Annotated in this window: 16 protein-coding genes and 1 pseudogene; 4 read left to right on the forward strand and 13 right to left on the reverse strand. The window is 73.8% G+C overall.

Annotation, left to right across the window (positions count from 1 at the left end; translation table 11 throughout):
* The 8 genes from OG774_RS13355 to OG774_RS13390 are packed head-to-tail and all read right to left on the reverse strand — an operon-like array spanning window position 1 to window position 8,732.
* Window positions 1-1,257: a glycosyltransferase family 4 protein gene (locus OG774_RS13355; RefSeq protein WP_328310130.1), complete on the reverse strand. Its 1,257-nt coding sequence runs from the start codon at window positions 1,255-1,257 to the stop codon at window positions 1-3.
* Window positions 1,254-2,102, reverse strand: coding sequence for a sugar phosphate isomerase/epimerase family protein (locus tag OG774_RS13360; protein ID WP_328310132.1), 849 nt, complete (start codon window positions 2,100-2,102; stop codon window positions 1,254-1,256). The genes OG774_RS13355 and OG774_RS13360 overlap by 4 nt, the downstream gene beginning before the upstream one ends.
* The gene (locus OG774_RS13365) at window positions 2,099-3,649 is read right to left on the reverse strand and encodes a YcaO-like family protein (protein WP_328310135.1); all 1,551 of its coding nucleotides are present in this window, start codon (window positions 3,647-3,649) and stop codon (window positions 2,099-2,101) included. Before OG774_RS13365 ends, OG774_RS13360 begins: the two co-directional genes overlap by 4 nt.
* Window positions 3,646-4,476: an MBL fold metallo-hydrolase gene (locus tag OG774_RS13370; RefSeq protein ID WP_328310137.1), complete on the reverse strand. Its 831-nt coding sequence runs from the start codon at window positions 4,474-4,476 to the stop codon at window positions 3,646-3,648. The genes OG774_RS13365 and OG774_RS13370 overlap by 4 nt, the downstream gene beginning before the upstream one ends.
* Complete coding sequence (locus OG774_RS13375) at window positions 4,467-5,486, reverse strand: Gfo/Idh/MocA family protein (RefSeq protein ID WP_328310139.1); 1,020 nt, start codon at window positions 5,484-5,486, stop codon at window positions 4,467-4,469. The genes OG774_RS13370 and OG774_RS13375 overlap by 10 nt, the downstream gene beginning before the upstream one ends.
* The gene (locus OG774_RS13380; protein ID WP_328310141.1) at window positions 5,483-6,622 is read right to left on the reverse strand and encodes a class I SAM-dependent methyltransferase; all 1,140 of its coding nucleotides are present in this window, start codon (window positions 6,620-6,622) and stop codon (window positions 5,483-5,485) included. The genes OG774_RS13375 and OG774_RS13380 overlap by 4 nt, the downstream gene beginning before the upstream one ends.
* Entirely contained in the window at window positions 6,619-7,557 is a 939-nt protein-coding gene (locus OG774_RS13385; RefSeq protein WP_328310143.1) for a hypothetical protein, read from the reverse strand. The genes OG774_RS13380 and OG774_RS13385 overlap by 4 nt, the downstream gene beginning before the upstream one ends.
* Window positions 7,554-8,732: an inositol-3-phosphate synthase gene (locus OG774_RS13390; RefSeq protein WP_328310145.1), complete on the reverse strand. Its 1,179-nt coding sequence runs from the start codon at window positions 8,730-8,732 to the stop codon at window positions 7,554-7,556. The genes OG774_RS13385 and OG774_RS13390 overlap by 4 nt, the downstream gene beginning before the upstream one ends.
* A 154-nt stretch (window positions 8,733-8,886) precedes the next feature.
* Here OG774_RS13390 and OG774_RS13395 point away from each other — a divergent pair, with 154 nt between their 5' ends.
* On the forward strand, window positions 8,887-9,918 hold the full coding sequence (locus OG774_RS13395) for an NAD-dependent epimerase/dehydratase family protein (RefSeq protein ID WP_328310147.1): 1,032 nt from the start codon (window positions 8,887-8,889) through the stop codon (window positions 9,916-9,918).
* Between the two features lie 37 nt (window positions 9,919-9,955).
* Window positions 9,956-10,363, forward strand: a complete 408-nt coding sequence (locus OG774_RS13400; protein WP_328310149.1) for an acyl-CoA thioesterase — start codon at window positions 9,956-9,958, stop codon at window positions 10,361-10,363.
* 112 nt (window positions 10,364-10,475) lie between these two features.
* On the opposite strand, the gene OG774_RS29825 is transcribed toward OG774_RS13400, so the two are convergent.
* Complete coding sequence (locus tag OG774_RS29825) at window positions 10,476-10,973, reverse strand: class I adenylate-forming enzyme family protein (RefSeq protein ID WP_442874000.1); 498 nt, start codon at window positions 10,971-10,973, stop codon at window positions 10,476-10,478.
* A pseudogene (locus OG774_RS13410) lies at window positions 10,971-12,013 on the reverse strand (AMP-binding protein); the annotation flags it as partial. The gene OG774_RS29825 and the pseudogene OG774_RS13410, both read right to left, overlap by 3 nt.
* Before the next feature lie 394 nt (window positions 12,014-12,407).
* Between OG774_RS13410 and OG774_RS13415 the strand changes: the two are divergent.
* Both OG774_RS13415 and OG774_RS13420 read left to right on the forward strand, forming a co-directional pair.
* Entirely contained in the window at window positions 12,408-13,367 is a 960-nt protein-coding gene (locus OG774_RS13415) for a CPBP family intramembrane glutamic endopeptidase (RefSeq protein ID WP_328310155.1), read from the forward strand.
* Between the two features lie 77 nt (window positions 13,368-13,444).
* Window positions 13,445-14,452, forward strand: a complete 1,008-nt coding sequence (locus OG774_RS13420) for an RNA polymerase subunit sigma-70 (protein WP_328310157.1) — start codon at window positions 13,445-13,447, stop codon at window positions 14,450-14,452.
* On the opposite strand, the gene OG774_RS13425 is transcribed toward OG774_RS13420, so the two are convergent.
* The 3 genes from OG774_RS13425 to OG774_RS13435 all read right to left on the reverse strand — a co-directional run bounded on the left by OG774_RS13425 (window position 14,453) and on the right by OG774_RS13435 (window position 18,545).
* Window positions 14,453-15,037 carry a dihydrofolate reductase family protein gene (locus OG774_RS13425; protein WP_328310159.1) on the reverse strand — a complete coding sequence of 195 codons (585 nt, stop codon included), beginning with the start codon at window positions 15,035-15,037 and terminating at the stop codon, window positions 14,453-14,455.
* An 83-nt stretch (window positions 15,038-15,120) separates the two neighbouring features.
* Window positions 15,121-16,212 (reverse strand): acetate/propionate family kinase, encoded by a 1,092-nt coding sequence (locus OG774_RS13430; protein ID WP_328310161.1) that lies wholly within the window; start codon window positions 16,210-16,212, stop codon window positions 15,121-15,123.
* Window positions 16,209-18,545, reverse strand: coding sequence for a phosphoketolase family protein (locus tag OG774_RS13435; protein ID WP_328310163.1), 2,337 nt, complete (start codon window positions 18,543-18,545; stop codon window positions 16,209-16,211). Before OG774_RS13435 ends, OG774_RS13430 begins: the two co-directional genes overlap by 4 nt.
* Window positions 18,546-18,647 lie beyond the last annotated feature (102 nt).

Here is an 18,647-nt window from a genome sequence, read left to right on the forward strand (position 1 = left end):
TCACAGCAGGTGCGGCGCCGCACGGAAGCGGCAGTCGGCGTCGATCGGCGGGTCGGGGATCGCGGGGACCGGGACGTCGCGGACCCGCTCGAAGGACGTGTCGTACACCGACGTCACGCGATCGGCGATCACCGGCCAGGACCAGACGGCCCGCACCTCGTCGAGGGCGCGGCGGGCGATCCCGGTGCGCAGGACGTCGTCGTCGAGCACCCGCACGATCCCGGCCGCCAGGGCCCGCGGGTCCTTCGCCGGGACGAGCACACCGTTGTCGTCGGGCCGCACGCAGTCGCGCACCCCGACGACGTCGGTGGACACGACGGGCAGCCCCGAGGCCATCGCCTCGAGGATCGTGTTGGAGAACCCCTCGGCGTAGGTCGGGCTGACGAACACGTCGCCGCGCCCGTACACCTCGTGCGCCTGCTCGTAGGGCGTGTAGCCCAGCTGCTCGACGTGGTCGTCGAGGCCGAGCTCGGTGACCCGCTCGGCGACGAGGGCGGTGTCGGGCCCGATCCCGGAGACGACGAGACGCACCTCGCGGCCGGCGTCGAGCAGCATGCGGTGCGCCGCGAGCAGGTCGAGCACGCCCTTCCGGGCGTCGACGCGACCGTGGTAGAGCAGCGTCGGCGGGTCGCCGAGCGCGCCCGGCTCGCCGTGCGGGGTGAAGCGCTCGGTGTCGGTGGCGCCGGAGACGATCGTCCAGCGGGCCGGGTCGACGTCGTGGCGCGCCGACACCTCGGCCGCGAACGACGGTGAGCCGATGACCAGCGCCGGGGCGTGGGTGAACACCGCGCGGACCAGCTCACGGTGGGTGGCGCAGCAGGTGCCCACCCAGTGCCCGTCACCGCCCTGCACGCTGACGGCGGCGGGCAGGCCGAGCTCGTGCGCGGCGCGCAGGACCGCGAGCCCGTTGGGGTAGGCGTACTGGGCGTGCAGCACGTCGAACGGGCGCTCCGCGTGGAGCCGGGTGATGGTCGCCTGCATCGTCGCGACGTCGGCCTCGAAGTCGGCGGGCCGACCCTCGGCGACCTCCTGCTCGCCGTGCGCCTCCAGCGCCACGACCTCGACGCCGGCGGGGATGCGGTCGGGCGGCGGGGGGCCGCCGCCGTAGACCGCGCGTCCCGTCGGGTCCCCCCGGTACTGGGAGATCATGGTGACGTCGTGGCCCGCGCGCACGAGGTGGCGCAGCAGGTTCTCCGCGTACGCGCTCATGCCCGACACCGCGGGCCAGTAGCGGCGGGAGACGAAGCAGATCCTCACGTGACCTCCATGGCTCGCAGCGTCTCGATCGCCCGTGGCACGAGCTGGTCGGCGCGGTGGGAGTCGCGGGACAGCTCGAGGCTGACCAGACCGCGGTGCCCGACCCCGCGCAGGGCGCCGACGACGGCCGGCAGGTCCATGTCCCCCTCGCCCGGGGCGCGGTGGTCGTGGACGCCGCGCGGCATGTCCTCCACGGCGACCGCGCCGAGCAGCGGGGCGAACTCGCGGACCGCGCCCTCGGGCGACCAGCGCCCCGAGACGATGCAGTGGCCGGTGTCGAGGGCCAACGACACCTCGGGGACGTCGAGAGCCAGCCGCATCCAGTCGTCGCAGTCGTCGACGAGCATGCCGGGCTCCGGTTCGACGGCGATCGTGACGCCGCGCCCGCGGGCGTGCTCGGCGACCGCGGCCACGCCCTCGACGAGCCACGTCCAGGCCTCGTCGCGGTCGAGGTCCGCGGCGAGCACCCCGGCCCAGAACGACACGGCCTCGCTGCCGAGGTCGGCGGCGACGTCGACGCACAGGCGCAGGAAGTCGACCCGCCGGGCCCGGTCGGCGGCGTCGGCGCTGACCAGCGTCGGGTGGTGCTTGCGGCGCGGGTCGAGCAGGAAGCGCGCGCCCGTCTCGACGACGCTGCCCAGGCCCAGCTCGCCGAGCCGGTCGGCGAGGGCTGCGGTGCGGCGGGCGAGGTCGGGGGCGAACGGGTCGTGGTGGGCGACGTCGAGGGTGAGCGCGACGCCGGCGTAGCCGTGATCGGCGAGCAGGTCGAGCGCGTCGTCCAACCGGTGCGAGGAGAGCCCGTTGGTGTTGTACGCCCAGCGCAGCGGGGGTGTCGGGGCGCTCATCGCAGCTCCACCTCCTCCCCCGCGGCCGCCCTGCCCACCGCGTGTCGGGTCGGCTCGCGGTAGAGCGGATAGAGGTCGCCGACGACGGCGTCGACGCGTTCGCGGTCCAGCCACGCACGGTCGCTGCCGTGGTCGGCGGCCAGCTGCTGCGCGTCGTCGTCGGTCATCACCACGGGCAGCGCCCCGGGGTGCGGCGGGTCCCCGAGCCCGACGAGCCCGGCGGCCGGGTCGTCGGGATCGCCCGCCCGCTCGAGCAGCCGCTCGACCCCCCGCCGGCCGATGCGTCCGTAGGACATCGTCTCGACCTCCAGGCCGGGCACGATCGCCTTGACCGCGCACGCGCCCTCGCTGCGTGCCACGACCGCGAGCACGTCGAATCCCGCGAGCCGGCCGAGCAGGTCGTCGAGCAGCGCCGCAGGCTCGTCGAGTGCACCGGGGGCCACGGTGGGCAGCGCGTCGAAGGCCACGCGGGAGCGCTCCGCGAGCACCGTCGGCGCCAGCAGCGCCCGCAGCTCGCGGGCGCTGCGGCCGGTCCAGTCCCGCATCGCCCGGAAGGCGCGCTCCTCCTGGGGCGGCAACGGGTGGGCGAGCTCGCGCTCCCAGTACGTCCCGGGCGCGAGCGGGCGGACCTGATCGAGGCCGGCGTGCGCGAAGACCTTGCGCACCCGCGCGGAGCAGAACTCCAGGAGCGCCTTCTGCAGGGCGACCTCGCGGTCGGGGTGGGCGGCCTCGCCGCACGCGGTGAGCGCGATCGGGTGCGGGGCGTCCGCGTCGGTGACGTCGTGCCCGACCACGTGCAGATCGGTCACCCCGAACGCGGTGGCGGCGAGCTTGGGCACGACGCGGATCCCGGCGTCGCGCAGGTGCGCCAGCAGGCGGCGCGTGTCGGGGTCCCGCACGAGCTCGTCGTCGGGGCCCGTGTCGATCACGATGCCCCGGTCCACGGCGCGGAAGGCGGTGGCGTTGCCGTCACGCTGGAGGAGCTCACCCAGGGCGTGTCCGAGCGCGCGCTCGACGGTGTCGCCGGCCCCGCACCCGTTGGTGATGACGGTGGTCAGCCGCTCGGACGGGTCCTGCCACGGCAGGTCGACGGGGTACGCGGCGGCGAACTCGGCCGGGACGAGCACGGTTTCCCCCGTCCGAACCCGGGTGGCGGGCAGCCACCAGCGCGGCGCGTCGGGATCGACGACGGCGCCGGCGGGCAGGGTGAGCGCGACCGGGTCGACCACCCCGTCCTCGCCGTGCCGCGTCCGCAGGGCGCGGTAGGAGTCCCGGGTGCGGGGCAGGTCGCGCAGGTGCCGGGAGAGCAGCATCTCCTCGATGAGCTCCGCGTGGGCGGCGACCCGGGCCCGGGCGGCGGAGAGCCCGTAGCCGAACGACCCGGAGCGCGGCCAGGTGCCGCCGGGGTCGGCGAAGTCCGCGGCGACGACGTGGACACCGCTGCGGTCGGTGTCGCCGAGGGTGAAGTCGCCGGCCTCGCCCGCGGGCAGCGCGTCGTCGTAGGCCCGGGTGACGGCGTCGAGGTCCGCCGGGGCGTCCACCGTCACGAGAGCTCGTCCAGCGGGATCGGTCCGGCCACGGGTCGCGCGGCGAGGAGCCGGTCGTAGAGCGCGAGGACATGGGTCGTGGTGACGCCGTCGACGAACTCGAACGGGGTGGCGACGGCGTCGAACTCCAGCTCGCCGATCACCTTGCGCGCGTCCCGGATCTCCTGGTGCGACAGCGGGATCTGGGCGTGGAACGCCTTGTGGGCGGACAGCCCCGTCGGGTGGCCGGCGTCGTCCAGGGTCGCCTTGAGCATGTCGCCGCAGAACAGGACGCGGCGACGCTCGTCGTGCAGCACCATGTGCCCGTCGAAGTGGCCGCCGGTGCGGTGGGCCACGAGGCCGGGGGCGAACTCGTGGCGGTCGTCGAGCGGCCACGTCACCCGGAACGTCTTGGTCCACTCCAGATCGCGGACCCCGATGGCGAGGATCTCCGGCTCGAGCGCGTCCTGCAGCTGGAACAGCGCGCCGTACCCGTGCACGTGGCTGGCGGCGAGCGCGGCGAGCCCGCCCCGGCGCCGCAGCTCGGCGATGGCCTCGTCGGGGTAGAAGCCCGCGCCCTCCCAGCCGACCAGGCCCTCGTCGGTCTCGATCACCCAGCCGCAGGTGCCGAGGCCGACCTGCGGCTCGCACCAGTAGCCGGTGATGCCGGGGCGGACCTCGGCCCACCGGGCCTCCCGGCCGGGGGCGATCTCGTCGAGGGACCGGAAGTCCCAGCCGTCGTCGGGCAGGGCGTTGCGGACGTCGGTGCACACCGGGCACGACGGCGGCGTCGCGAACCAGCGCTGCCAGTGCCCGCAGTTCGTGCACGTCCAGGGGGTCAGGGGCACGGTGCCTCCTTCTCGAGGGTGTGCAGCAGCAGTTCGTGCAGGGCGAGGTCCCGCGCGAGGGGGAAGGGCCAGTCGCGCTCGCCGCGGACCGCGGCGCCGAAGGCGGCGACCTGGCGGTCGAACGGCCCGTCGGGGTCGAAGGCCACGGCCTCGGCGGCGCCCGTCGCGGCGTCGACGAACGTCAGCGAGCCGCCCGCGACCTGACCGAGCGTGTTCTCGGCGACGAGCTGGCCGCGGGTGCCGACGACCTCGAGGCGCCGGCGGGGCAGCGCGTCGGGCAGGCAGAAGCTGACGTGCGCGGTGACGACCGTCCCCGACGCGGTGGCCCCCACCAGCGCGGCGCTGTCGTCCGCGGCGGGGTCGGTGTAGCGGTGCACGCGGCGTCGCGTGACCGCGGAGAGCGAGGTGAGGTCCTCCCCGAGCAACGTCCCGACGAGGTCGATGCCGTGCGGGGCCAGGTCGATCGCGGCGCCGCCGCCCGCCAGCGCCGTGTCCACGCGCCAGTTGCTGCCCTCGGACGGCGTGTGCGGCGGCAACCAGTCCGGCGGCAGCCAGCAGCCGTAGACGATCCGGACCGCGGTCACGGCGCCCAGCCGTCCCTCGGCGACGAGATCGGCGGCGCGCTGGTGCGCGGGGTGGAAGCGCTGGTCGAACGCCGTGCCCGCGAGCCCGTCGCCGACCGCCGCCACCATCGCGACGGCGTCGTCGACCGTGTGGGCCATCGGCTTCTCGCAGAGCACCGGCACCCCGGCCGCGGCGACCTCCCGCACCACCGGGAGATGGGCGTGGTTGGGCGTCGCGACGTAGACCGCGTCGAGACCGTCGAGGGCGAGGAGCTCCGCGAGGTCGGTGGTGGTCGCGACGCCGTCGCCGACCGCCGCGAGCGCCTCGGGGTCGCGGTCGCACACGGCGACGACGTGCGCGTGCGGGTCGGCGGCGACGGCGGGGAGCACGTGGTCGCGGGCGACCCAGCCGAGCCCGACCACGCCCCACCCCGTCACGGCACTCACCACCGCTCCGGCAGCTCGACGAGGACCCGGCGCCGTGCCGCCTCGTCCCGGCCCAGCCCGACGGGGGCGTGCTCGGGGAGATAGGCCGCGGCGCGGTCGCCGTACTCCTCGGCCCACCGCGGGTTCGGCCACCGGCGGACACCGTCGCGGTAGAGAGGGTTCGGGTGCAGCTCGGCGCCGGGAGCCGGCTCGACGAGGCTCGGTCGCGGCGGCGCCCCGGCCCAATCGAGGGCGAGGGCGACCGCCTCGGTGTCGCGCAGCGCGCCGGGCTCCGCGGGACGGGCGGGACGGCCGGCGAGCGCGGCCGCGGTCAGCTCCTCCTCGGCGTAGGTCAGGGCTCCGGGCAGCAGCCCGGCCCACGCGGGCACGGAGCGGGGGTGGCCGGCCACCCCGAGGGGGTGCTCGACGTTGTGGCAGTGCGCCGCCAGGACCGCTCCGCCCGGCCCGGCGAGGTCGCCGGCGCGGCGCAGGACGTCCCCGGGGTCGTCGAGGAAGTAGAGCGTGTCGTGGCAGGACACCCACGCGTCCCCCTCCGGCACGACGGGCCAGCCGGTCCGCAGGTCGGCGCAGACGAGGCGGACGTCGGCGTCGGGCGGCAGCACGAACCGCCGCGCGAGCCAGAGCTTGGCGAAGACGATGTCGACGCCGATCGCCGCCGGGGCCTCCCCCGGCTCGAGCGCGAGACGGCGCAGCAGGTGCCCGGCACCGCACGCGAGGTCGACGACCGCGCGACCCGCCGGCGGGTGCGTCGACGCCAGAGCGGTGACGGCCAGCCCCGACGGATCGTGGTCGCGGTGCAGGAAGTAGTCGCCGACGCGTCCGAGGCCGAGCGCCGCGACGGCGTCGCGCAGCGTCGTGCCCGGGTCCGCGGCTGCCCGGTAGGCGGCGGCGAGGGCGTCGGGCGGGGGTGGCGGCTGGTCCCACCAGTCGTCGTTGTCGGCGAGCAGCGCCGCCGCGGCCTCGGTGACACGACCGCCGTCGAGGGCGGCGAGGGCGGTCGCGACGAGCTCGTCGCGACCGACCCGCAGGTAGGGGATCCCGTCGAGCACCGGCCAGCGGCGAGCACCGTCGGAGAGCGAGTGCGGGGTGTCGGGCGTCAGCGGGCGCCCCGACACGGGGTCGTGGAGGGCGCTCATTCCACCAGACCAGCCCTGGCGAGCACGGCGTCGTGGTACGCCGACACCGGTGAGTCGTGCACGAGCTCGAGGTCGACCAGCGCGTCGCGGGCTGTGAAGGCGGCGGCCCGGGCGTGGTGGTGGACCTGCAGCACGCGGTCGAGCACGTCGGCGGCGTGGAAGGCGCGACCGAGCGGACCGTCGGCGTCGGCCCGGGCCGTGAGCAGGTCCCGCACGTGCGCGGCGAGGGCGTCGGGCAGCGTCGCGAGCTCCCGCTCGGTGAGCCGCTCCAGCATCGGCTCGAGGTGCTCGCCGAGCAGGATCTCGCCCGCGAACCCCGCGTCGGGCAGCGCCACGTTGTGCAGGTGGTGGGCCAGACCGAGCAGGAAGGCGTCGCCCGGCTCCGCGCCCGTCTCCTCCGCCAGCAGCGCGCCGTACACCGCGACCGCCCAGCAGTGCTCGCCGTGGGCCTCGGGAGGTTCGACGATCAGGCGCGGTCGCCCGGGTGCGGTCGCGCCGGCGCGGGGCTGGTCGACGAGCGTCGCGGCGAACGCCGGGGCGGGTCCGGCGCCCTCGGTGGGGTCGGGGGCAGCCGCCAGCAGGGCGCACAGCCCGTCGGGCAGCGCGGCGCCGACCTCCTCGATCGCCCGCGTCCGCACCGCCCGCGCCTGGTCCGCGGAGAGTCCGGCGTCGCGCAGCACCGGGCCGTCGAGGCCGGCGAGCCGCGCCCCCGCGACGGCGGCGGCGCACTCGGCCGCGGCGACCCTCGCCGGGTCCTCGCCCGCCACGAGCGCCGACCACGCGCGCAGGAAGGCGTGGTCGGCGATCGAGCCGGGACGGCCGGCCACGTGCACCCGCTTGAGGTCACCGATCTCCCGGAACAGCCCGACGAGGTCGCCGAGCCCGCTCGGCACGCCGAGCGTTTCGGGCTGGTGGGCCGTGCCCACAGGGCTCACCGGGCGAGCCACTCGTGCAGCACCTGCTCCTGGCGGTACAGCGCGTGCTCCGGCTGCGAGCCGTCGCGGGTGATCGGCGCCTTGAAGAAGAAGCCGAGCTGCTCCTGGGCCCCGCCCTCGCCGCGCCGGGCGGCCTCGTCGACCAGACGCACCAGCTCGAGCACCAGAGGCGCGGCCAGCACCGAGTCACGGCACAGGAAGTCGACCTTGACCTGCATCCGCTGGCCGAGGAACCCGACGAGGTCGATGTTGTCCCAGGCCTCCTTCTCGTCCCCGCGAGGCCGGTAGTAGTCGATGCGGACGACGTGGTCGTCGACGGGGTAGCCGAGCATGGAGTCCAGGACGGTGCCCTTGGTGTTGACCTTGCTCGCGAGGGAGTCCGCGTCGTCGAGGATCTCGCCGTCGCGGTTGCCCAGGATGTTGGTCGAGTACCACCCGTCGACCTGCAGCGCGCGCGACCGGAAGGCCGGGGCGAGGACGGTCTTCATCATCGTCTGCCCGGTCTTGCCGTCCTTGCCGGCCACCGGCACACCGCGACGCGCGGCGAGCTCGCGCAGCGCGGGGATGTCGGCCGACGCGCTCGGCGTGAAGTTCACGTACGGGCAGTCCGAGGCGATCGCGGCGTAGGCGTACACCATGCTCGGGCTGACGACCGGGTCGTCGTCGTCCAGGGCGGCCTCGAAGGCCTCCGGGTCCTGCAGGGCCGGCAGCGTCAGGTCGGGCCAGCGCTCGGTGGACGCCAGGTTGACCACGACGACGCGGTCGAGACCGTTCTCCGAGCGGAAGCGCTCGATGTCCTCGCGGACCCGGTCGACGCGCCCGCGCACCGACCCGACCGGCACCACGTTGGCCCCGGCGGCGTTGCGGCAGTACTCCGGGTCGGCCACCGCGGGCCACGGTGTGATGCTCGCGAGCGCCGCGCCCGCCGCCTCGATCTGGCGTGCGTCCAGCACGCGGTGCACGTGGGCGGCCTTGGCGAGATCGTCGCCGTCGACGTCCCAGCCGCCGAAGACCAGCGAGGTGTACGGGACGAGGTCGGTGACCTCGGCCAACGGGAGCCCCTCCACGCCGGAGGCCCCGACCTTCAAGAGCTCGACCCCGGCGACGGCGGTCGTCGCGACCGCCCCTCCCAGCCCGACGACCGCCACCCCGACCTTGCGCTGTTCGTCCGACACCCGACGTCCTCCTCGACCTGACATCCCGAAACCGGGGTGCGTCGCGGGCGCATCACGTCCCGATCTCGACGCGCGACTCGTCATCCCTGGGTGGCTCGTGGGCTCGGCCTCCCACCCCCGGGGGCCCCGTGATCGGGAGAGGTGAAACCTCGGCGTGAGCGGGGTAGCCGGGCCGGTGCAGCTCCTCGTGCTCGGCGGTGGCGGCTTCCTCGGCCGCCACGTCGCCACCGCAGCCGTCCGCGACGGCCACGACGTCACCGTCTTCTCCCGCGCCGGCACGGCACCCGTCGACGGTGTCGAGGCGCTCGCCGGCGACCGGTACGACGACCTCACCGCGCTGCACGGGCGTACCTGGGACGCCGTGCTCGACACCTTCTCCGATCCCGACGCGGTGTCCGCGACGGCCTCGCTGCTCTCCGGCTCGGTGGGCACGTACGGCTACGTCTCGGGGATGAGCGTCTACCACCCCGCGGGCCCCGCGGTCCCGGGCGCCGGGGACCCGGTCCGCCGCGAGGGCCGCGAGGGCGAGGCCACCGAGGACGACCCCCTCCAGGAGCGCTCGCTCGCGAAGCTCGCCGCCGAGGCCGCCCTCGCCGAACGCTTCGACGGGCCGGCACCGATCCTGCGGGTGGGGATCCTGGTCGGCCCGCACGACCCCACCGACCGGTTCACCTGGTGGCCGGTCCGCCTGGCCCGCGCACTCGCCGGGCACGCCGAGCGCACGGTGCTCGCCCCCGGCGACCCCGACCGCGTCGTGCAGTACACCGACGCCCGCGACGTCGCCGAGTTCGCGGTCGCGGTCCTCGACCGGCGCGCCGACGGAGTCGTCGACACGGTGGGCCCGGGCCGGGCGCAGCCGCTCTCCGCGGTGCTCGACGCCTGCCTGCGCGCGGCGGGAGGCGCACCCGGTGACGTCGACTGGGTGTGGGCGGGCGAGCGGTACCTGCGCGAGAACCTGCGGGACGTCGAGGAGGAGCAGCGGCCGCTCTGGTTCCCCGAGGACCAGATCCCGCAGGACGCGATCGACGCGTCGGGTGCGATCACGCAGGGGCTGCGGTTCCGGCCCGCCGAGGAGACCGCGCGGGACGTGCTGGCACAGCTCCGCGCGGAGGACCGCACCGAGCTGGCGGCCGGCCTCGACCCGGACCGGGAGCGAGCGCTCGTCGAGGGGTGGGTCGACGTCTGAGGTTTGCGGGGGCGGCTCCCCGCCGACCATCGCGTCCGTGACCGACGACTACGCGCACTGGCAGGACGTCACCACCCGCTGGAACGACAACGACATGTACGGCCACCTGAACAACGTGGTGCACCACTCGATCATGGACACCGTGGTGAACCGGTGGCTGATCGAGAACGGGTGCCTCGACCCGCTCGGGGACGACACGATCGGCCTGGTGAAGGAGGTCCACTGCGAGTACCACGCACAGGCCGGGTTCCCCGACGTGGTGTCGGTCGGCCTCCGGGTCGGTGAGCTGGGGCGGTCGAGCGTGCGGTTCGAGGTCGGGATGTGCCGCAGCGACGGCACGCTCTTCTTCACCGGCCACTTCGTGCACGCGTTCATCGACCGCCAGTCGCAGGAGACCGTGGCGATCGAGGGCGAGCGCCGGGCGGCGCTGGAGGGCCTCCGATGAGGCGCTGATCCGACGCTGCCGTTGGGCACGACCGCGTCGTCGGACCTCCCCCTCACCGACCCGACCCACGACGACAAGCCCGCCCCATCACTCGCCTGACCAACACCTCCGGTCAGTTCACGCCACGTCGGTGACCGCCCCAATAGGGCTCGCGAAGCCGGAACTTCTGCACCTTCCCGGTTGCCGTGCGGGGGATGGCGTCGCGGAACTCGACTGTTGTAGGGGCCTTGAACCCTGCCAGGCGTTGTTTGCAGTGGGCGACGACGTCTTGCTCGCCGATCTCGGTGCCTGGTGTTCGGACAACGAGTGCCTTGATCGTCTCACCCCACTTCTCATCGGGCACGCCGATCACGGCCACTTCGGCGACCTCGGCCAGGTGGGAGATGCAGTCCTCGACCTCGATCGACGACACGTTCTCCCCGCCGGTGATGATCACATCTTTCTTCCTGTCCGAGATCGTCAGGTGGCCTTCATCGTCGATCGTGCCGCCGTCGCCGGTGTGGAACCACCCGCTCGCCAGCGCCTCGGACGTGGCGTCGGGGTTCTCCCAGTAGCGGTCCAGGACGACGTTCGAACGGACGAGCACCTCCCCGACGTCGGAGATCGTCATCTGCACGCCGAGTGCCGGTGCACCGGCGCGTCCCAACTGGTGTGCACGTTCCCCACCGGGAAGTGCAACGTCGGCCGGCCGCGTCCGGTTGAAGCTGACGATCGGCGACGTCTCGGTCAGCCCATAAATCTGAAGGAACTCCCAGCCCAGTTCCTCGTCGATGCGCTGGATCATCCGCGTCGGCGGCGGCGCGCCGGCGCACACGATTCGTACGCGTCCCCGGCCGGGGACGTCGCCGTCCCACGTGGCGGCAGCGGCGAGCACCGCGTTCCACACACGGGGGCTCCGCACATCACCGTGACACCGTGCTCGTCCACGCGGCGAAGAACCTCGGCACCGTCCACCTTGCGCAGCACCACCTGCTTGGCACCGAGCCCGGCCAGCGGGTACGGCAATCCCCATCCGTTGGCGTGGAACATGGGAAGCGTGTGCAGGTAGACGTCGCGTTCCCAGAGGCGAAGGTGCATGCCGAAGCTCATGGCGTTGACCCAGATGTTGCGGTGCGTGATCTGGACACCCTTGGGACGAGCCGTCGTTCCCGAGGTGTAGTTGATCGTCGCCGTCGCGTCCTCCTGCGGGTCCGACCATGCGCGGGGTACGACATCGAACCGCATCACGTGCTCGTCGGTCTCCCCACCCAGCACGAACCGGTGCGGGGCCTGAACCGTCTTGAGCGGCTCGTCGAGCTCTGGGTCGACGAACAGTGCCGACGCTCCGGACTGTCGGACGATGTAGTCGACTTCCTCGGCGCGCAGGCGGAAGTTCACGGGGACGCAGACCCGCCCGCTGGACGGCACCGCGTACATCAGTTCGAGCAGCCTCGTGGCGTTGTGGCTCACGACGGCGACCCGCTCGCCCTCGCCGACGCCGAGCCCGTCCAGGCCGGCTTGCCAGGCGCGGACGCGCATGAGCAGGTCGGCGTACGTCATCGTCCGCACCGGAGCCCCGGGCTGGACGGGCTCGTCGACGACAGCGACGGCGTTCGCGCTGACGGCCTCCGCCCGGTACAGGAAGTCATTGACCGTCAGTGGCACACGCATGGCTGGCCTTCCTGCCTAACGGAATCCGCGGGTGAGGCAGCCGGCCGGCTCGCCAGGTGTCCCGTCCTCCGCGTCACAGTCCTCGGGCAACGGACACCCTGCGGGCACAGCGACATCACCGGCAGGTTGCTGTCTGGGGTCCGAGTGTCTCCATCACCGCCTCCCCCGAGCGGCGACGCGGGCGAGGAGCACGGCGCCGATCGCCTCACCGGAGGTCGCCCCCGACCACCGCCCCGGTCGACCGGAGACCTCTCCTTCCGGTGACACAAGGCTTGTCGTCCGGCCACGGAACTCGCGCCGCGACGCCACAGACCGCGTCGGAGTACCGGTCGACCCTGGGTGCAGGGCGTCACGCCCGCCACCGTGCCGTACTGCACCTCGTCGGAGGACCACCATGACGACGCACCTGCCCGCCCCACCGACACCGGCTCCGGACGACGACGTCCCCGTCGGCACCCCCTCGGTCGCACCGGTCCCGCCGACCTACGACCACCTCGCCCGGACGGCGGGCCGCCGCTGGTACCACGGTCCGCTGGCGCTGCTGTCGGTCGTCGTCGTGGGCCTGCTGTTCGTGCTCGTGGTCGGGTTCACGTCCGGCCTGGCCTCGGTGATCGCGGGAATCCCCCTCGACGCCGACGCCCTCCCGACCGACCCCGGCTGGTCGGCCGCGGTCACCTTGGTGACCGTCGCCGCCGCCCTGCCCGCGGTGCTGCTGGTCGTGCGGTTCGTGGAGCGGCGGCGGCCCGGGACGCTGTCGTCGGTCACCGGGCGCCTGCGCGGGGGCTGGCTCGCCGTGTGCCTGGTCCCCGCGCTCGCGGTGTCGGTTCTCGCCGGTCTGGTGGGCGAGCTCGTCGACCCGACCGAGGGCACCTTCGCGGGCTGGTCGTCGTTCCTCGGGGTCGCCGTCGTGGCCCTGGTGCTCACACCGTTCCAGGTCGCGGCCGAGGAGTACCTGTTCCGGGGCTGGATCGTGCAGACGTTCGGCGCCGTCGTCCGCATCCCGTGGCCCGGCGTCGCCGTGAGTGCTGTCCTGTTCGCGCTGGTCCACGAGGGTGCGACGGCGAGCGCGTGGGGCTTCGCCGACCTCGTGGTGTTCGCGGTCGCGCTCTCGGTCGTGACCCTGCGCACCGGCGGCCTGGAGGCGGCCCTGGCTCTGCACCTGGTCCACAACGCCGTGAGCTGGGTCGTTTCGGCCGCCTACGGCGCGACCGGCTCCATCGCCGACTACACCGAGGTCGGAGCCGGGGTGTTCGTCATCTCGACGCTCGGGATGGTGGTCTACGTGACCGCCGTGCTGGCGCTGGCGCGGCGCCGGGCCGTCGAGACCATGGGTGTGGCGTCTCCCCGAGGGTGACCCCGGAACCGATCAGGAATCGGCCGCCACGTCGTCGGTCCTCGTAGCCCCTGACCCCGGTGGAAGGATCGACGACCATGACCGACGCCGGACCATCGGGCGCCGACGAGGCCGCGGTGCTCGCGGCGGTCCGCTCGGGCGACGCGGCGCGGTTCGCGTCCCTGACGGAGCGCCACCGGCGCGAGCTGCAGGTGCACTGCTACCGGATGCTCGCGAACTACGAGGACGCCCAGGACCTGACGCAGGAGACGTTCCTGCGGGCCTGGAACAAGCGGGAGTCGTTCCGGGGCCACGCCGCGCTGCGGACCTGGCTGTACCGGATCGCGACCAACGCCTGCCTCGACTTCCTGGAGAAGCGCAACGACCGCACACCCGTCCCGGCGGAGCTCGTGGACCCCGCCTCCGAGCTGCTGTACCTGCAGCCGTACCCCGACCGGATGCTCCCCGAGGACCCGCAGGAAGCGGTGGTGGCGCGGGAGACGATCGAGCTGGCGTTCATCGTCGCCGTCCAGCACCTGCCGCCGCGGCAGCGGGCGGTGCTCATCCTGCGCGACGTCCTCGGCTGGCCGGCGTCCACGGCCGCCGACGCCCTGGAGCTGACCCTCGCCTCGGTGACCAGCGCGCTGCAGCGGGCGCGCGTGACGATGCGCGAGCAGCTTCCCGACCGCCGCCTCGACTGGCGGAGCCCCGCCACCCACGAGCTGTCGGACGACGAGCGCGCCGTGGTGGCGTCGTACATCGACGCCCACGAGCGCAACGACCTCGAGGGGCTGACGTCCCTGCTGCGCAAGGACCTGCGCTTCGCGATGCTGCCCGAGCTGGGCCCCGTGCTCATGACGGCCGAGGACGCGGTGGACGGCTGGGTCTCCGGCGGGCTCTTCGAGCGCGGCCACGACGACTGGCGCGGCGTCACCACGACGGTCAACCGCATGCCTGCCGCCGTGCTGTACCTCCGCACCCCCGACGCGCCGGAGTACCGGTTGTTCGCCCTCGCGGTCCTGCGCGTCGTCGACGGGGAGATCGCCGAGCTCATCGGGTTCGACGCCGCCGCCGCACCATGGTTGGACCTGCCCCCGACGCTGTGATCATCTCCTCGTCTCGTACCGGGTCAGCAGCACGCCGCCGGGGAACGTCCGCGTCTCGACCAGATCCAGGTTCACCCAGCTGTCCAGGGTCGTGAAGAACGGCGTGCCGCCGCCCACGAGGACCGGGTGGGTGACGATCGCGTACTCGTCGATCAGCCCGGACCGCATGGCCGCCCCCGCGAGCGTCGCCCCGCAGATGTCCATGGGGCCGCCGTCCTCGGCCTTGAGCCGGGCGATCTCGGCGACCGCGTCGCCGGTGACCAGGCGGGTGTTCCCCTCGACCTCGTCGATCGTGGAGGAGAACACCACCTTCGGCATGGCCCGCCAGCGTCGCGCGAACTCGATCACGGCCGGTGTGGCGTCCGGCTGCTCGTCGGCCGTCGGCCAGGACGAGCTCATCTCCTCCCACAGCTTGCGCCCGTACAGCGCCAGGCCCGTCGCATCCACCCGGTCGGACCACCACCGGAACAGCTCGTCGTTCGGCGACGAGTCCGGCCCGTCTCCCCCACTCCAGCCCAGATCGTCGCCGGGCGCGGCGATGTAGCCGTCCAGTGTCACGTTCATGCCGTAGATCAGTTTGCGCATCGTGCCCGCCTCCCGTGGGTCGATCTCACAGGTACCGACGGGCGCGGGGCGGAAACCTGATCGGTCCGCGACCCGGGGCGGACTCAGCCGACGAGCGCGGCGCGGGTCCCCGCGGCGATCGCCAGGTCCTCGCGGGCGGCCACCACGAACGACGCCACCGGGGCGCCCGCGGCCCCGATGTCGGTGTCGCCGTCGGCGGCGTCGTTCCTCGCCTCGTCGACGTCCACGCCGAGGAAGGCGAGCCGCTCGGCGGCGCGGCGCCGCACGAGGGGCGCCCTCTCGCCCACCCCGCCGGTGAACGCCAGGACGTCGAGGCCGCCGGCCGCGGCGGCCATCGAGGCGATGCCACCCACCAGGCGGTGCAGGTAGACGTCGAGCGCGAGCGTCGCGTCCGGCTCGTCCCGCGCCACCGCGGCGACGATCTCGCGCATGTCCGCCGTCCCGGCGAGCGCGGACAGCCCGGACCGGGTCTCGAGCGCCGTCGCGATCTCGTGCGGGGCGAGACCCTCGTGCTCCTCCAGCCAGAGGACGAGCCCGGGATCGACGCTCCCGGAGCGGGTGGCCATGATCAGGCCCTCGAGCGGGGTGAAACCCATGGTCGTGTCGACGCTGCGGCCGTCCACCACCGCGGCGAGGGACGCCCCGGCGCCGAGGTGGCAGGTGACCACCCGCTGGTCGGTCCGCCCGGTCAGCTCGGCCACCCGCCCGGCGCAGTAGCCGTGGGAGAGCCCGTGGAAGCCGTACCGGCGGATCGCGTAGCGCTCCCGCCACTCCGACGGGACGGCGTAGGTCGCGGCGGCGTCGGGGATCGTGGCGTGGAAGGCGGTGTCGAAGCAGGCGACCGCGGGCACGTCCGGCAGGAGCCGGGACACGGCGTCGAGCCCGGCGAGGGACTTCGGCTGGTGCAGCGGCGCGAGGGAGCCGAGCTCCTCGAGGGCGTGCCGGACCTGCGCGTCGATCACGGTGGGCCGGGTGAACCGGGTGCCGCCGTGGACGACCCGGTGGCCCACCGCGTCGGGCGTCGCCCAGCCGTGGAGCAGGGCCGTCAGGTCGTCGCCGGCCAACCCGTCCGGCCCCGCCTCGACGTCCGCCGCCTGCTCGACGGTGTCGTCTCCGCCGAGCAGGCGCAGCTTGAGGCTGGACGAGCCGGCGTTGACGACGAGGACCCGGCTCACTCCCAGGTCCACCCGGAGATCGCCGGGTCGTCCTCGCCGTGCTCGCGGGTGTAGCGGCGGGCGGCGAGCCGGGCGTCCTCCATGCGCTGGCGGAGGACCGCGGCGTTGCTGCCGAGCGCCGGGACCCGGTCGATGACGTCCATGACCAGGTGGAAACGGTCCAGGTCGTTGAGCATCACCATGTCGAAGGGCGTGGTCGTCGTGCCCTCCTCCTTGTAGCCACGCACGTGCAGGTTGTGGTGGTTGCTCCGGGAGTAGGTGAGCCGGTGGATGAGCCACGGGTAGCCGTGGAAGGCGAAGATGACCGGCTTGTCCGGGGTGAAGAGCGCGTCGAAGTCCTTCTCCGACATGCCGTGCGGGTGCTCGCTCGCGGGCTGTAGCCGCATCAGGTCGACCACGTTCACCACCCGCACCTTGAGCTCCGGGCTGTGCTCGCGCAGCAGCTTCGCCGCGGCGAGGGTCTCCAGGGTCGGGATGTCCCCCGCGCACGCGAGGACGACGTCCGGCTCGCCCTCGGTGTTCCCGGCCCACTCCCAGATGCCGACGCCCCGGATGCAGTGGGCGATCGCCTGGTCCATCGTCAGGTAGGTGAGCTGCGGCTGCTTCCCCGCGACGATGACGTTGATGTAGTGCCTGCTGCGCAGGCAGTGGTCGCCCACCGACAGCAGGGTGTTGGTGTCCGGCGGGAGGTAGACCCGGACGATCTCCGCCTTTTTGTTGATCACGTGGTCCAGGAAGCCCGGGTCCTGGTGCGAGAACCCGTTGTGGTCCTGACGCCAGACGTGGGAGGAGAGCAGGTAGTTCAGGGACGCGATCGGGGCGCGCCACGGGATGCCGAGGGTCGTCTTGAGCCACTTGGCGTGCTGGTTGAGCATCGAGTCGACGATGTGGACGAACGCCTCGTAGCTGGTGAACAGCCCGTGCCGTCCGGTCAGCAGGTAGCCCTCGAGCCAACCCTGGCACAGGTGCTCGGAGAGGATCTCCATCACCCGGCCGCCGGGGGCGAGGTGGTCGTCCCCGTCGACCACGCTGGCGTTCCAGGCCCGGTCGGTCACCTCGAACGCCGCCTGCAGCCGGTTGGACGCGACCTCGTCGGGCCCGAAGAGCCGGAAGCGGTCGTCGTTGCGGGCGACGATGTCCCGGAGGAACTCGCCCAGGACGGTGGTCGCCTCGCTCGTCGACGCGGCCGGCTTCTCCACCGGGACGGCGTAGTCCCGGAAATCCGGCATCGCGAGGTCCCGGAGGAGGCGGCCGCCGTTCGCGTGCGGGTTGGCGCTCATCCGCCGGGTCCCCTCGGGCGCGAGCGCGCGGAGCTCCGGGACGAGGCGGCCCTCGGCGTCGAAGAGCTCCTCGGGCCGGTAGCTGCGCATCCACTCCTCGAGCTGGGCCCGGTGCCGGCGGTCGGTGCGCGTGCCCGCGAGCGGGACCTGGTGGGAGCGGAAGGTGCCCTCCACCTGCTTCCCGTCGACCTCCTTCGGCCCCGTCCAGCCCTTGGGCGTCCGCAGCACGATCATCGGCCAGGCGGGGCGCGTGGAGCCCGGATCGGCCTTGAGGGCCGCGATGTCGTCCAGGACGGTGTCGAGGGTGGCGGCCAGCTCCTGGTGCACGGCGGACGGCTCGTCGCCGACGACGAAGTGCGGCGTGTGGCCGTAGCCGCGCAGCAGAGACGCGAGCTCGGCGTCGGGGATGCGGGCGAGCACCGTCGGGTTGGCGATCTTGTAGCCGTTGAGGTGCAGCACGGGCAGCACGACGCCGTCGCGGCGCGGGTCGAGGAACTTGTTCGAGTGCCAGCTCGCGGCGAGCGGCCCGGTCTCCGCCTCGCCGTCGCCGACGACGCACAGCGCCAGCAGGTCCGGGTTGTCGAACACCGCGCCGTAGGCGTGCACGAGCGCGTAGCCGAGCTCGCCGCCCTCGTGGATCGAGCCCGGCGTCTCCGGCGCGACGTGGCTGGGGATCCCGCCCGGGAAGGAGAACTGCCGGAACAGCGCCCGCATGCCGTCGACGTCCTCGCCGAGGCTCGAGTAGACCTCGCTGTAGGTGCCCTCCAGGTACGCGTTCGCGACGAGCCCCGGCCCGCCGTGCCCGGGCCCGGTCACGTACAGCGTGTCCAGGTCCCGCTGCCGGATCGCCCTGTTCATGTGCGCGTAGAGGAGGTTGAGACCCGGGGTCGTGCCCCAGTGGCCCAGCAGCCGCGGCTTGACGTGCTCCGGGCGCAGCGGTTCCCGCAGCAACGGGTTGTCCAGCAGGTAGATCTGCCCGACCGAGAGGTAGTTCGCCGCCCGCCAGTACGCGTCGAGCAGGGCCAGGTCGTCAGCGGTCGCCGGCTGGGCCATCCCGGTGCTCCTCGCGTCGAGCGATCAGGAGCGGAACGTAGCCCGCCGCGACGGCCCCCGGCGAGCGCCGAACGGCCCTGCCGGGCGGGCGGGGAGGCTCCG

Source organism: Actinomycetospora sp. NBC_00405 (assembly GCF_036044095.1).
GTDB classification, from domain to species: Bacteria; Actinomycetota; Actinomycetes; order Mycobacteriales; family Pseudonocardiaceae; genus Actinomycetospora; species Actinomycetospora callitridis.